A 14,796-nucleotide genomic window follows, 5' to 3' on the forward strand; every position below is an offset into this window, starting at 1 on the left:
GGCCGCCGCAAGACCACGATCCCCCTGGTGACCGAGGCCCGCGACTGGACCCACGGCACGTTCATGGGTGCGACGCTCTCCTCGGAGACCACCGCCGCCGCGACCGGCGCCGTCGGCGTCGTCCGCCGCGACCCGATGGCGATGCTGCCGTTCATCGGCTACGACGCGGGTGACTACTTCGGTCACTGGATCAACATGGCCAAGAACAACGACGAGTCGAAGTTCCCCAAGATCTTCTACGTCAACTGGTTCCGTCGCGACGAGGACGGCGGCTTCCTGTGGCCCGGCTTCGGCGAGAACAGCCGCATCCTCAAGTACGTCATCGACCGCGTCGAGGGCAAGGTCGAGGCGTTCGAGACGCCTATCGGCCTGGTCCCGCCGACGTCGTCGATCGACACCGACGGACTCGACGTCACCGAGGAGCAGCTGGAGAAGGCGCTCAAGGTCGACGTCGACGAGTGGAAGGCCGAGATCCCGCAGATCAACGAGTGGTTCGAGAAGTTCGGCGACACCCTGCCGGCCGTGCTCTGGACCGAGCTCGACGGCCTGAAGGCCCGCCTCGGCTGATCTGAGCCACCGACCGCCCCCGGAACCAGCTGGTTCCGGGGGCGTTCTGCGCGGTCCCCGGCCCCGTCCCCAGTTTTTGGGCACTTGTGTACGGATCGGGGTGGCCGGATCCGTACACAAATGCCCAAAAGTCCTCCGCCGCTGACATGGTCGCTCCGGCGCTCCGCCGGCAGGGCGTCCCCCGGTCAGTCATCGCGGACGGTGGGGAACCACTCGTCCCACATCACGCTGAAGACGGGACCCGGCCCGGCGTAGCCGCGCTGCAGGAGCGCCTGGTGCACCCGGTCGACGATCTGACGTGGCGCGACGAGGTCGGCCGAGGTCACGATGATCACGAGCCACCCGGCGCGTTCGAGCCGTTCACGGCGACCGATGTCCCGTTGCCGCTGACGCGGATCGCGCTCGTGGTGCATGCCGTCGTACTCGACCAGCACCTTCCACCGCGCGTAGACCAGGTCGCCCCGGGCCAGGAAGTGACCGTGCTCGTCCCTCAGCACCAGGTTCGGGACCGGCTCGGGCAGGTGCGCGAACCTGATCATCAGCCGCACGAGCGACTCCATCGGCGACTCGGAGCCCTCCCGCACGAACCCGATCACGTCCCGCACCCGACGCACCCCACGCAGGTGGTGGTCGAGCGCGTACGCGGTCAGGGAGGTCAGCGTCGTGAAGCCGCGATGCATCATCCACTCGATCGCCTGGATGAGCTCGGGGATGCTCACGTCGTACGCCAGGTCCACGAGCGTCCGATCGGCATCGGTGACCGGGATGCCGCGAAGCATGCGTGACCGGATGGGATCGCCGCGCCGGTGAGCCGTCAGGTTGCCCTGGCGCGAGTACGTGGTGGTCCGCGAGGACACGTGCATCGGCAGCAGCTCACCCAGCTCGTAGCCGTACCACCGCAACGCGGTCAGGTGGCTGACGACCGACCCCGGCGGCGCGGCGAGCAGGGCCGCGCGCAGCCACAGGGCCAGGGTCATCTCGACCTTGGCGCCGACGTACACGCCGCGGAGAAGTCGGCAGTATGTCGTGCGGGCCCGGAGATTCGCGTCGGTGATGCCGGCGGCCCGGGCCTGCTCGCGGGTGAACGGATGTGCGGTGGAGAACGCCATCCTCGACGCTGTCCCGGCACCGCCGTCCGTCGCCAGCCCGCCACCTGAGGCTGTGGACGACGGACAGCGACTCGCACGGTGTGGACGAAGGCCCGGCCCCAGTTTTTGGGCACTTGTGTTCGGATCCAGCGTCCCGGATCCGTACACAAGTGCCCAAAAACTGGGCGGTCTATCCGGTGTTGCGCAGGCCGGCCGAGATGCCGTTGATCGTCAGCAGCAGCGCTCGCTGCAGGTCCTCGTCCGGCTCGTCGGCGGCACGGACCTTCTTGAGCAGCGACACCTGCAGCGCGTGCAAGGGCGCCAGGTAGAGGTCCCGCAGCTCCAAGGTGCGCTGCAGGACCGGCGCCGTCTCCAGCAGCGACGCGTCGCCCGTCACCCGCAGCACCTGCTCGACGGTCAGCTCGTGCTCGGCGCGGATGACGTCGAAGACGCCCTGCGACGACGCGGGCACCAGCGACGAGACGTACTCCGCGGCGATGTCCAGGTCGGTCTTGGTCAGCGTCATCTGCACGTTGGAGACGAACGTCCGGAAGAACGCCCACGAGCCGTACATCTCCTGCAGGGTCTCCCCCCGCCCGTCGGCGAACGCCGCCGCGAGCCCCGACCCGACGCCGAACCAGCCCGGCAGGATGATCCGCGACTGGGTCCAGCCGAACACCCACGGGATCGCCCGCAGGTCGTCCAGCCCACCGGCGCCGCCGGGACGCTTGGCCGGGCGGGAGCCGATGTTCATCTTGCCGAGCTCGTCGACCGGGGTCGCGGCGACGAAGAACGGCACCAGGGCGTCGTCGCGGACCAGGGCCCGATAGGCCTGCTGGCCCTGCTCGGCGACCAGGTCCATCGTGCCGTTCCACCTCGACAGCACCTCGTCGGGCAGCAGCGACGTGCGGTGCAGCACCGACGCCTCCAGCACCGCGGCGAGCGCGGCCTCGAGGTTCTGCCGGCCCAGGCCCGGCAGGGCGTACTTGTCGGAGATGACCTCGCCCTGCTCGGTGATCTTGATCGGTCCGGCCAGGCTGCCGTACGGCTGCGACATGATCGCCTCGGCGGTCGGCCCGCCACCGCGTCCCGTCGACCCTCCGCGCCCGTGGAACAGCCGCAGCACGACTCCGTGCTTGCGCGCGACGTCCCGCAGCGCCCGCTGCGCCCGGTGCACCTGCCACTGCGACGCGGCGATGCCGGCGTCCTTGGAGGAGTCCGAGTAGCCCAGCATGATCTCCTGCACGTCACCGCGGGCGGCCACGATGCGGCGGTACGTCGGATCGCCCAGCAGCGCGTCGAGCAGCGGCCCGGCCGCCTCGAGCTCCGCGACGGTCTCGAACAGCGGCGCGAAGCCGATCCGCGCCACCACCTCGGCGCCGGTCAGGTCGACCAGCCCCACCTCGCGGGCCAGCACGACGACGGCGAACAGGTCGTCGACGTCGTGGGTCATCGACACGATGTACGTCTCGACGGTCTCCGGCCCGTACGTGTCGAGGGCCTCCCGGATGACGCCCAGCAGGTCCAGCGACGCCGTCGCGGCCTCGCCCAGCCCGCCGGCGCCGACCCCGGTCAGCGGCCGCGCCGACGCCATCTCCCGGGACAGCACGGCGATCCGCTCGGGCCGCTGGAGCCCGGCATAGTCGAGGTCCCCGATCCGGGCATAGAGCTCGGCCAGCGCCGCGTGGTGCTTGGCGCTGTGCTCGCGGACGTCCATCGTGGCCAGCCCGGCGCCGAACGTCACGGCGGTGCGGATCAGCCGCAGGATCGTCCCGTCACCGGTCAGCTCGTCGCCGTCGGCGAGCATCGAGTCGCGGACCAGGACCAGGTCACGGACCAGCTCGTCGAACGTCCGGTAGTCCCGGCCCGGCTCGTGCGGCGTGCCGTGGACCAGCCGGTCCCGGGCGCGCAGCAGCCGGACCCGGACGAAGCTGAGCTTGAGCCGGTAGGGCTCGTCGGCGTTGAGCCGGCGGATCGACTCCCACGTGATCGGCAGCGCCACGGCGTCGGCCTCGAGGCTCTCCCGCAGCTCGTCGGAGACTTCGACGATCCGGGTCGAGGCGGTCATCTCGGCCAGGATCTCGTCGACCGCGTCGACCAGCTCGGCGATCCCCGCCGTGTGCTGCAGCCGCAGGATGTCGAGCGTCACGGCCGGGGTCACGTTGGGGTTGCCGTCGCGGTCGCCGCCGGCCCAGGTGCCGAAGCGCAGCGGCCGGGCCGTCGCCGGCAGGGTCACGTCGACCCGGGCGAGCTGGCGGTCCAGCTCGGCCAGCAGGTCGGGGACGACCTCGCCGGCGATCGAGCGCAGGTAGTAGACCGCGGTGCGGGCCTCGTCGACCGGCTCGGGCCGCACGACCCGCAGCTCGTCGGTCTGCCAGATCAGGTCGACCAGCTCGGCCAGCCGCCGCTCGTCGGCGCGGACCTGCCAGCCGGGTCGGCGCGGGTCCTCCATCGCCCGGACCGTCTCGGCGACCTTGCGCAGCAGCCGCAGGACGGTACGCCGGCTGGCCTCGGTCGGGTGCGCGGTGAACACCGGGCGGTACTCCAGCCGGTCCAGCACCGTCGTCAGCAGCTCCCGGGACAGGCTGCCGTCGTCGAGGGCGGCGCTGATCCGGCCGACCGTCGCGGCGAGCGGCCCCTCCTCGCCCGCGGCGAGCTCCTGCCAGCGGTGCAGCTGCTCGGTGGTGTTGACGAGCTGGAAGTACGCCGTGAAGGCCCGCGCCAGCACGACGGCCGTGCCCGGCTCGATGTCGTCCAGCACCCGGTGCAGCTCGGCGTCCTCGGGCTGGCGGGCCAGCCGGCGTACCCGCTCCACCAGCGCCAGCAGCTCGGCCCCCTCGTGGCGGGTCAGCGCCTCGCCCAGCAGGGTCGTGAGCTGGCGCACCGAGGCCCGCAGCGCGGTGTGCTCGGCGGCGGAGGACACGCCCCCGCCGAAGGAGGCGGAGTCCGGCTGGCGTCGGTCGGACTCGAGGATCTGCTCGATCGTCAGTCTGCTCTGAGAAGTCACGCCCCTAGTCTGCCGCGGACATGTTGCTCGCATATGTCCGGGAATCGGCGGCTCAGCGGTGCTGCGGGTTGTGCGGGCAGGCCACGCCGTACTTGATTCGGCACCGGAGGCGACGCCACAGGCTCTGCTGGCGGCTGCGTAGGTTCATGCTCGAGAGGTCTTTCGGTTCGGAGAGGTCACGGACACGCCGGCGCGGAGGGCTCAGCGCTGGCGGTGCTCGGCCGCGAAGATGCCGATGACTCCGAGGGTGCTGCCGCCCCAGATGATGGCCACGGTCATGACGACGATGCTCATGGCAACGAGCCTAGCGAGACCACATGTCACGAATGTGAACTCCAGATTGCCCCCGGGAATTGAGGACTTTCGGCCCGGACCGACCTGGTCCGAACGGACTACTCGGGCCTGGAGGACTGCCCCTCCCGGTGGGACCCCGCGTGCGCGAGGGAGCGCGCTCAGGGATTGGAAGAGGCAGCCGATCTCAAGCCTAGAACGACCCGGCCGGTTACCGGATGGTACGTGGGGGCGTCTCAGCTGCGGGGTTCCCCCGGCCCCCGGAGGACGTGGTCCGGCCTGAGAAGATGGCCGCCATGCACAGCGCGGACGGCGGACAGCGCCACGACTTCAAGTTCGCCGACGGGCTGCGCGCGGTCGCGGCCCTCTCGGTGGCGCTGTTCCACACGTTCGTCTTCACGGGCCTGCGCGGCGACACCGACGGGCTGCCCGCGATCGCCAAGATCTGGCGGGTCGGCAACTTCGGCGTGCCGGTGTTCATCGTCCTGTCGGGCTTCGTCCTCGCGCTGCCGATCGTCGGCAGCAGCGGCCTGGTGCTCCGCAAGGGGTGGCAGCACTTCATCAAGCGCCGGGCCCGGCGCATCCTGCCGCCCTACCTGATCTCCTTCGCCCTGTTCCTGGCCCTCATCGCCGCCGTGCCGTGGATGCACGAGGAGTCCGGCACGGCGTGGGACAACAAGATCCCGGTCACCCTCGGCGGCGTCGTCTCGCACCTGTTCGCGGTCCACAACCTGCGGCACGACTGGATCTACCAGGTCAACGGGCCGGCGTGGTCCGTCGCGACGGAGTGGCAGCTCTACTTCACGCTCCCGTTCCTGCTGCTCCCGCTGTGGCGCCGCACCCACGTGGCGGTCATGGTCGCCGCGGCCGTCGCGATCGGCTGGGCGATCCACTTCGTCGACCCGCACCTGGACGCCGCGCACTTCTGGTTCCTCGGCCTGTTCGCGATGGGGGCCGCCGCGGCGTACCTCGTGGTCCGCGAGACCACGATCCGGCTGCTCGGCCCGATCGTCGCGGTCGGGCTGCTGGCGACGTTCGCCGGCGTGCTCCTGGCGCACGACGCCGCCCGGGAGCAGGACTGGCTCACCGAGACCGTCCTCGGCGCGTTCGTCGCCCTCGGCCTGGTCTGGCTGGGGCAGCGCAGCCTCGCCGGGTCCACGACGCCGGTGCACCGCGTGCTCGAGTCGCGGCTGCTGGTGTGGATCGGGCTGTGGTCCTACAGCCTCTACCTGGTGCACAGCCCGCTGCTGGCGCTGGGCAACTTCGCCCTGCTCGAGCTCGACCCGTCGTTCCGGGTGCACTACGTCCTGATGTTCGTCGCGGTCCTGCCGTGCTCCCTGACGATCGCCTACCTGTTCCACCGGGCGGTCGAGCGACGCTTCATGACCTCGCACCAGCAGGCCGTCCGCGTCCCCGTCGCCTGAGGATCAGCTGCGCGGCTTCCAGCCGATCGCCGGGAGGACGTGCTCGGCCAGCGCCGCCAGCAGCCGGGCGTTGTAGGCGACGCCGAGCTGGTTGGGCACGGTCAGCAGCAGCGAGTCCGCCTCCCGCACCGCGACGTCCCGGGCGAGCTCCTCGGCCAGCGCGTCGGGCTCACCGACGTACGACTTGCCGAACCGCGCGATCCCGCCGTCGAGGTGACCCAGCTGGTCCTCGCCGCTGCGCTCGCCGAAGTAGGCCCGGTCCTGGGCGTCCAGCAGCGGGATGACGCTGCGGCTGACCGAGACCCGGGGCTCGCGCTCCCAGCCGGCCGTGGCCCACGCCGCCTTGTAGCGTTGGATCTGCTCGAGCTGCAGCTCGTCGAACGGGACGCCGGTGTCCTCCGTCAACAGGGTCGAGCTCATGAGGTTCATGCCCTGCTGGGCGGTCCACTCGGCCGTCGCGCGGGTGCCGGAGCCCCACCAGATGCGGTCGGACAGGCCCGGCGCCTGCGGCATGATCGGCAGCGGCACCTGCCGGCCGGTCATCTTGGGGTCGGACACCGCGACGCCCTCGCCGGCGATCGCGTGGCGGAAGATCTCGGTGTGCTGGCGGGCCATGTCCGCGTCGGTCGACCCCTCGGCCGGGACGTGCCCGAACGACTCGTAGCCGCGCAGCGCGGTCTCGGGTGATCCCCGGCTGATGCCGAGCTCCAGCCGGCCCCCGCTGATCAGGTCGGCGGCGGCGGCGTCCTCGGCCATGGCGAGCGGGTTCTCGTAGCGCATGTCGATCACGCCGGTGCCGATCTCGATCCGGCTGGTCCGGGCGCCGACGGCGGCCAGCAGCGGGAACGGGGAGGCCAGCTGCCGGGCGAAGTGGTGCACCCGGAAGTACGCCCCGTCGATCCCGATCTCCTCGGCCGCGACGGCCAGGTCGATCGACTGGAGCAGGACATCGCCCGCCGTGCGGGTCTGGGAGCCCGGCACGGCCTGGTAGTGACCGAAGGACAGGAAGCCGACATTCTTCATGCCATCGTCAACCTCTTCGGCCGGGTGGATGTTCCTCCCGGAGCCCCCGGGCGTCGGATTACCACGGTCCCTGAGGAGCTTGGCGCATCCCGCAGGAAGTTTCCCGCGGTACGCGCAGGACTGCTCCGGGGAGACGCCGGACGGCGCCAGTTTGCTCAGGGACCGTGGTAAACCGACCAGGAGGTAAACCGACCACGAAGGGGAACCGCCCCCCGGAGGACCTACTCGCTCTTGTCCCCCACCAGCGTCCCGGCGGCGACCATGCCCAGCTCGGCGTGCTCGGGCTCGCCGACCAGGTGCTCCTCGATGACGGAGCGCTGCACCCGCGGGATCAGCAGCGCGACGAGCGCCGCGAGGATGAACGCACCGGTCAGCATGATGAACCCGTTGGTGTAGCCCGACTCCTCCGGCAGCCCGTTGGGGAACACCGTGGCGGTCACGACACTGGCCATGACGGCCGCACCGACCGAGCCGCCGATCGTGCGGATGTTGGCGTTCATGCCGCTGGCGACGCCGGTCTGCTCCGGCGGCACGGCCGCGACGATGAGGTTCGACAGGCACGCGAAGATCAGGCCGACGCCGACACCCATGACGGCGTTGGCGACGTACAGCTCCCACTTCTCCTCGTGCGCGAACGCCAGGATCGCCATCGACCCGGCGGAGATCAGGCTGCCGATCACGACGACGGTCTTGGGCCCGATGAGCCGGACGAACGTGCCGGACAGCAGCCCGACGACGAACATCGTGACCGACGACGGCAGCAGGATCAGCCCGGACTCGGTGATCGAGGCGCCGAAGCCGTAGCCCGCCTCGGCCGGCGTCTGGGTGAACTGCGGCAGGAAGCCGAACGACGCATACATCGCGAAGCCGACCAGCAGCGCGACGAGATTGGTCGTCCACACCGCCGGCAGCCGCATCATCGTCATGTCGATCAGCGGCGACTCCGAGCGCTCCTCGACGACGACCCACAGCACCGCGAGGACGATCGCGGCGGCGATCAGGCCCAGGACGCGGCCCGAGGTCCAGCCCCAGCTGCGCCCCTGGCTCAGCGCGAGCAGCAGGCACACGAGCCACGCGGACAGCAGGATGGCGGGCAGGACGCTGATCTTGCCGGGGGTACGCACGGGGGACGCGGGCACCACGACGTACGCGGCGACCGCGGCGACGGCCGTGACGATCGCGGGCAGCCAGAACAGCCAGTGGTAGTCGAGCGCGTCGACGATCGGGCCGGCCAGGACCAGGCCCACCCCCGCGCCGACCGCGGCCAGCGAGGCGATGATGCCGACGGCGCCGGGGATCTTCTTCTCCGGGAACTCGTCCCGGATGATGCCGAACGCCAGCGGCAGCACGCCGCCGCCGACACCCTGGATCACGCGGGCGACGATCATCGGCCCGATGCTGGTGGCGAGCGCCGCGATGAGCGAGCCGATCGCCAGCCCGGCGAGGGCCAGGACCAGCATCTTCTCCTTGCCGACCTTGTCGCCGATGCGGCCGATGATCGGGGTGAACACCGACGCCGACAGCAGGTACGCCGTCAGGACCCAGGTGACCGTCGTCTGGTCGGTGCCCAGGTCGACCTGGATCTCCGACAGCACCGGCGTCACCAGCGACTGCAGCAGCGCGAAGCTCGCCACCGAGACGGCCAGCACCGCGAACGTCAGCTGGTAGTGGGAGCGTTTGACCTGGTCGACCACGGCAAATCCTTCAACAAGATGGTTGCGCAAGGCAATCACCTTGCCGCGAGAGTTTACGGCTCCCGGCGCGCGGATGACGACGCGAACGACCCCATCGTGATGAGGCTCACCAACCGGAGCCGGTCTCCGCGCACACCGGCGAGCCACGCCGCCGACCGGCTCCCGACGGACCCCGCACTAGAGTCGTCCCGTGCTCGTCGTCGCCCTCGTGGTCCTCCTCGCGGGCCTCGCGACGGCACCGCTCGCCCGGTCCGGCTCGGCCGCCCGGCCGCCGCTGGTGGCGCACGTCCCGGGCCAGCCGATCTGGGTACGTCCGCAGCCCCCGTTCGGCTTCGAGGTCTGGCTCGTCGCCGCCACGATCTCGGTGGTGCTGACCGTCGGGGCGATCGTCCTGGCGCCCGCGTTCGAGGTCGCCGCGGCGTTCTTCTCGGTCGGCGTCCTCGGCCTCATCACGGCGATCTTCCGCCGCTACGCCAGCGGCTGCCAGGAGGTGCGCGACGCGGTGACGGCGTACGCCCCGCGGATCGCGTTCGCCTGCGCCGGTGACACCGACCACCTCGCCACCTGGGCCCGGTGGATCGCCCCGACCGGCATCCCGTGGGTCGTCGTGGCGCGGACGCCGGAGCTGTTCGCCGAGCTCGCCACGGCTTACTCCGGCTTCCCGCTCGTCCAGGGCGAGGTCCCGGCCAGCGTGACCGGCGTGCTCCACCGCGACGACGCGCCGACCAACGCCGCCTTCGCGGCCGGCCCGGGCGCGACCCACGTCGTCGTCGGCCGCACCGACGAGCGCCGCTTCACCGACCTCGTCACCGAGCTCGCGAACCAGCCGCGCTAGGAAGACCTACACCCGCGCGACGTCCACGTCCGGCTCGTCGGCGACCCGGTCCTCCGGGTGCCCCGGCACCCGCGGGATCAGCAGCGCGACCCCCGCCGCCAGCGCCATCGCGACCGCCAGGACCAGGAACCCGTTGCGATAGCCCGCCTCGAGCGGATAGCCGCCGGCTCCGGTGCGGGCCGTGATGATGCCGGCCATCATGGCCGAGCCGAGCGAGCCGCCGATCAGCCGGATGTTGGCGTTCATGCCGCTCGCGACCCCGGTCTGCTGCGCCGGCACCGAGGCCAGCACGACCCCGGCGAGGCTCGACACGACCAGCCCGATGCCCAGGCCCTGCAGCGCCATCCACGCGCTGATGTGCCACCGGTCGTCGTGGGACAGCGCGACCCCGACGAACGCCACCGTGCTGGCCAGCAGCCCGGCCGCCACGACCCACCGGGCGGTGAGCCGGTGCACCAGCCGCGGGGCGAGGAAGCCCATCACGAACGACACCGCCGAGGACGGCAGGATGATCAGCCCCGACTCCGAGATCGTGGCCCCGAAGCCGTAGCCGGAGGCGACCGGCGTCTGCAGCAGCTGCGGCAGGAAGCCCAGCGAGGCGAACGTCCCGAAGCCCGCGCCGAACGCCACGACGTTCGCGGTCCACACCCCGCGGCTGCGCATCAGCTCCAGGTCGATCAGCGGCACGGCGGCGGACCGCTCGGCGGCGACCCACGCGAGGAGCAGCAGCGCGGCCGCGGCGAACAGGCCCAGCACCATCGGCGAGGCCCAGCCCTGGGGGTTGCCCTCGTTGAGCGCCAGCAGCAGCGCGACGAGCCAGCCCGACAGCAGCACCGCCGGCAGCACGCTGATCCGCCCGGCCATCCGCACCGGGGACGCCGGCACCAGGCAGATGACGCCGATCGCGGCCAGCCCGGTGAAGATCGCCGGCAGCCAGAACAGCCAGTCGAAGCCCAGCCCCTCCACGATCGGCCCGGCGATGACGATGCCGACCCCGAACGCGCCCGACATCAGCGAGGCCAGCAGCCCCACCGCGGCACCGGACCGCTCCCGCGGCACCTCGTCGCGGATGATCCCGAACGACAGCGGCACCGCGCCGCCGCCCAGGCCAGCGACGACCCGGGCCGCGATCATCCAGCCGATGTCGGGCGCCAGCGCGGCGCCGGCCGAGCCGATCGCCAGCAGCGCCAGGGTCACCGCGAGCATCCGCTGCTTGCCGACCGCGTCGCCGACCCGGCCGATCAACGGCGTCGCGACGGCGGCGGACAGCAGGTACGCCGTCAGGACCCACGTCACGGTGGCCTGGTCGGTGTGCAGGTCGGCCTGGATCTGCGACAGCACCGGGATGATCATCGACTGCAGCAGCCCGAACGCCGACACCCCCACCGCGAGCACGGCGACCGTGGCGCGGGGGTGCGAGCGGGGGCGGGTCATGTCGGGCCCATCATCGCGGAAGGGATCAGTGGCCGGTACGCACGAGGTCGCCCGAGCCGTCGGCCCGGGACGCGGCGGCCGGGTCCATCTCGAGCCGGTCCTCCAGCTCCTTGGGGCTGAGCCCGGGGATCGCCAGCCCGGCGAACGCGGCGGCGACCAGCGCGCCACCCAGCACGACGAAGCCGGCGGTGTAGCCGATCTCCTTGGGGAAGCCGCTGGGCAGGAAGTGCGCCGTGACGATGCTGGCCATGACGGCGGTGCCGATGGATCCGCCGATCGTGCGGATGTTGGCGTTCATGCCGCTGGCGACACCGGTCTGCTCGGGGGTGACCGCCGCGACGATCAGCCCGGCCAGGCACGCGAAGGCCAGGCCGATCCCGGTGCCGACGACGCCGTTGGCGGCGGCGACCTGCCACTTCTCGGCGTGGAGGAACGCCAGCATGAACATGCCGACCCCGCCGATCGCCGAGCCGGCCACGACGACCGATTTGGCGCCGATGCGCTGGGCGATCGGGGCGGCGACGAGACCCGTCAGGAAGGTCATCACCGCCGACGGGAGCAGCAGCATGCCGGACTCGGTGATCGAGGCCCCGAAGCCGTACCCGTTGGCGGTCGGCGTCTGGTTGAACTGCGGGATGAAGCCGAACGAGGCATACATGCCGACGCCCAGCAGCAGCGCGACGAGGTTGGTCGTCCACACGCCGGGCAGGCGCATCATCTTCATGTCGATCAGCGGGACGTCGACGGTCAGCTCGACCCGGATCCACACGGCCCCGACGATCACGGCGACGACCAGCAGGGCGATGACCTTGGGCGAGCCCCAGCCCCACTCGGGCGCCTGGCTCAGCGCCAGCAGCAGGGCCACGAGCCACGCCGACAGCAGGAACGCCGGGACCAGCGCGATGCGGCCGGGCGTACGCACCGGGGACTCCGGCACCAGCAGGACCGCCGCGACGGCCATGACGGCGGTGACGATGAACGGCAGCCAGAACAGCCAGTGGTAGCCCAGGCCCGAGCTGATCGGGCCGGCCAGCACGATGCCGGCGCCGAAGCCGACCGCGAGCAGCGACGACACGACGCTGACGGCGCTGCCGACCTTGTGGTGCGGGAACTCGTCGCGGATGATGCCGAACGCCAGCGGCAGCACGCCGCCGCCGATGCCCTGGATGACCCGGGCGCCGATCAGCACGCCGATCGACGGGGCCAGCGCGGCCAGCAGCGAGCCGAGCGACAGCGCGACCAGCGACAGGACCAGCATCCGCTGCTTGCCGTACGCATCGCCGAGCCGGCCGACGATGGGCGTGAACACCGACGCCGACAGCAGGTAGGCCGTCAGGACCCACGTCACCGTGTTCTGGTTGGTGTCCATCTCGGTCTCGATCTCCGACAGGACGGGGATCGTCAACGACTGCATCAGGGTGTAGGACGCGACGGAGACGGCGAGGACCGCGAAGGTCACCCAGTAGTGGGTGCGGCGGGTGGCGGTGGGCACAGGGGTCTCACTCAGCAAAAGGCAACGACGAAGCGATTGCCCCGCGCAACCATCCTACGGAGGATCCCCCCGCATCGCAGCATGTCTCTCGTCACGTACGACCGCGGACTACGGCGCCTACCATCGAGGGGCACCCCGGAGGCGTGGAGGGAGGCACATGGTCGAGACGACCGGCGCCGTCCGCGAGCGGCCGCCGCGCTACGCCCTGCTGGACTACCTGCGCCTCGTCGCGGCGCTCATGGTGGTCGGGCTGCACTGGCTCGTCAACGGGATCGAGAACGGCAAGGTCACCAGCATCGGGCCCAACGACTGGGCCGACCCGTGGGCCAGCTACGGCTACCTCGGCGTCTCGCTGTTCTTCCTGATCAGCGGCTTCGTCATCAGCAACTCCGCCCGCGGCAAGACCGCCCGCCAGTTCGCCGTCGGCCGGTTCGTCCGGCTCTATCCGGCGTTCTGGATCGCGCTGAGCATCACGACCGTGGTGATCGTCGTGGCCGGCGGCGACACGTTCACCGTCACGGTCCCGGAGTTCCTGGCCAACCTGACGATGGCGCCGACCTACTTCGGGCAGGGCTTCGTCGACGGCGCCTACTGGACGCTGGTGTACGAGCTGCGGTTCTACGCGCTCGTCGGCATCCTGCTGTTCTTCGGCCTCGGCCGGCGCCTGGACGTCTTCTTCCCCCTGTGGGGCGTGGTCATGGTGCTGTGCCAGCTCCTCGCGCCGGAGGCGACCGCGGACCTGCCGTTCACCGGCGGCTTCTACCTGCTGTTCGCCGCCGGGGCGCTCATCGCGATCGTCCGCGACCGCGGCCCGGCCTGGTGGAGCGTCCTGCCGCTGCTCGGCGTGTGGGCCATGAGCGTCCGGTTCGCGATCGACAAGGCCATCGTGCTGGACGAGCGGCGGCCGATCGAGCTCAACCCCGTCGTCGCCGGCGGGCTGGTGACACTGTTCTATCTGGCCGTCCTGTCGATGTGCATCCCGCGCGTGGCCCACCTGCGGCTCCCGCTGTCCCAGCCGCTGGGCGCGCTGACCTATCCGGTCTACCTGCTGCACGCGCACGTCGGTTACATCCTGCTGGACCACCTCGCGACCGACGCCACCAAGTGGCTGGTCTACCCGCTGCTGCTGGCCGCCCTGATCGCGGTCGCCTGGTGCCTGCACTGGCTGGTCGACCTCGACCCGCGGCGGGCCCGGATCCAGCGAGTCGTGGACCGCACCCTGGGGGCGCTGGTCGACCGGGTGCAGCCGGCCCGGTTCCGCCGGGACCCGCTGCGCCCGACACCCGCCACGACCCCGCGTCAGCGTTGGTTGCGCTCCGACACGAAGTAGGCGCCGACGACGATGACGGCGCACAACAGCCAGAAACCCCCGATGATCCCGAGAATGGTCATGCATAGGACCTTCCCAGACAGGCCATCTGTCACCAACCGTCCGCTACCTTCCGCCGGGTTGAGCCTGTCGAGACCTCAGTCCTCGGCCAGCACCACGACCCGGTCGGCCACCTCGACCGCGAACGTCCGCGACTTCGCCGGGTTGACGTGCACCCCGAAGCCCGCGTCCGGGTCGTGCGAGTCCGCCGCGACCCGATAGCCCAGCGCGGTCTCCCCCCGGTGGGCGGCCGCGGCGACGATCGTCGCGTACGCCACGGGGTCCCCCGCGGTCACGTAGTCCCGCGCCGGGCGCAGATAGATCTCCGCCCCGTCGGCGTCCAGGAGGTCCTCGAAGACCGCCTCGAGACGTTCGTCCTCCGAGAGCTGGGACAGGATCAGGCTGAGGATCTCGTCGCTGACGATGACGTCGTCGACGTGCGCGACCTGCGCCAGGGCCCGGTTGCGGTCGTCCAGCATCTCGCTGACCACCGAGGGGCGCTCCCCCGCACTGCGGTCGCCGACGATCTCCCGCAGGTGCAGCAGGGTCACCAGGGTGCGCGCGTCGGCGCG

General features: G+C 71.2%; 11 protein-coding genes. 4 read left to right on the top strand and 7 right to left on the bottom strand.

What is annotated here, in order from left to right; all coding sequences use genetic code 11:
- On the top strand, positions 1-567 hold a 567-nt coding region (locus JWQ91_RS09580), incomplete at its 5' end, for a phosphoenolpyruvate carboxykinase domain-containing protein (RefSeq protein WP_297782873.1).
- A 185-nt stretch (positions 568-752) separates the two neighbouring features.
- Here the strand turns inward: JWQ91_RS09580 and JWQ91_RS09585 are convergent.
- Together JWQ91_RS09585 and ppc are read right to left on the bottom strand one after the other, a co-directional pair.
- Positions 753-1,676, bottom strand: coding sequence for a DUF559 domain-containing protein (locus JWQ91_RS09585; protein ID WP_297782875.1), 924 nt, complete (start codon positions 1,674-1,676; stop codon positions 753-755).
- A gap of 169 nt (positions 1,677-1,845) precedes the next feature.
- Positions 1,846-4,662 (bottom strand): phosphoenolpyruvate carboxylase, encoded by a 2,817-nt coding sequence (ppc, locus tag JWQ91_RS09590; protein ID WP_297782878.1) that lies wholly within the window; start codon positions 4,660-4,662, stop codon positions 1,846-1,848.
- Between the two features lie 587 nt (positions 4,663-5,249).
- On the opposite strand from ppc, the gene JWQ91_RS09595 reads away from it, so the two are divergent.
- Positions 5,250-6,377 carry an acyltransferase gene (locus tag JWQ91_RS09595; RefSeq protein WP_297782881.1) on the top strand — a complete coding sequence of 376 codons (1,128 nt, stop codon included), beginning with the start codon at positions 5,250-5,252 and terminating at the stop codon, positions 6,375-6,377.
- Between the two features lie 3 nt (positions 6,378-6,380).
- Here the strand turns inward: JWQ91_RS09595 and JWQ91_RS09600 are convergent, their stop codons facing one another.
- Positions 6,381-7,400 carry an LLM class flavin-dependent oxidoreductase gene (locus JWQ91_RS09600; protein WP_297782884.1) on the bottom strand — a complete coding sequence of 340 codons (1,020 nt, stop codon included), beginning with the start codon at positions 7,398-7,400 and terminating at the stop codon, positions 6,381-6,383.
- A 221-nt stretch (positions 7,401-7,621) separates the two neighbouring features.
- On the bottom strand, positions 7,622-9,094 hold the full coding sequence (locus JWQ91_RS09605) for an MFS transporter (protein ID WP_297782887.1): 1,473 nt from the start codon (positions 9,092-9,094) through the stop codon (positions 7,622-7,624).
- A 190-nt stretch (positions 9,095-9,284) separates the two neighbouring features.
- Here JWQ91_RS09605 and JWQ91_RS09610 point away from each other — a divergent pair, with 190 nt between their 5' ends.
- A complete protein-coding gene (locus JWQ91_RS09610; protein WP_297782890.1) occupies positions 9,285-9,929 on the top strand; it encodes a hypothetical protein in 645 nt (214 codons plus the stop codon).
- A 6-nt stretch (positions 9,930-9,935) separates the two neighbouring features.
- Here JWQ91_RS09610 and JWQ91_RS09615 read toward each other — a convergent pair whose 3' ends face one another.
- Positions 9,936-11,363 carry an MFS transporter gene (locus JWQ91_RS09615; protein WP_297782893.1) on the bottom strand — a complete coding sequence of 476 codons (1,428 nt, stop codon included), beginning with the start codon at positions 11,361-11,363 and terminating at the stop codon, positions 9,936-9,938.
- Between the two features lie 25 nt (positions 11,364-11,388).
- A complete protein-coding gene (locus JWQ91_RS09620; RefSeq protein WP_297782896.1) occupies positions 11,389-12,855 on the bottom strand; it encodes an MFS transporter in 1,467 nt (488 codons plus the stop codon).
- A gap of 157 nt (positions 12,856-13,012) precedes the next feature.
- Here JWQ91_RS09620 and JWQ91_RS09625 point away from each other — a divergent pair, with 157 nt between their 5' ends.
- Complete coding sequence (locus tag JWQ91_RS09625; protein WP_297782899.1) at positions 13,013-14,185, top strand: acyltransferase; 1,173 nt, start codon at positions 13,013-13,015, stop codon at positions 14,183-14,185.
- Positions 14,186-14,322: 137 nt separating this feature from the next.
- Here JWQ91_RS09625 and JWQ91_RS09630 read toward each other — a convergent pair.
- Positions 14,323-14,796, bottom strand: a 474-nt coding sequence (locus tag JWQ91_RS09630; protein ID WP_297782904.1) for a hypothetical protein, incomplete at its 5' end; no start/stop codon positions are given.

Source organism: Aeromicrobium sp. (genome assembly GCF_025965075.1).
Classification (GTDB): Bacteria; Actinomycetota; Actinomycetes; order Propionibacteriales; family Nocardioidaceae; genus Aeromicrobium.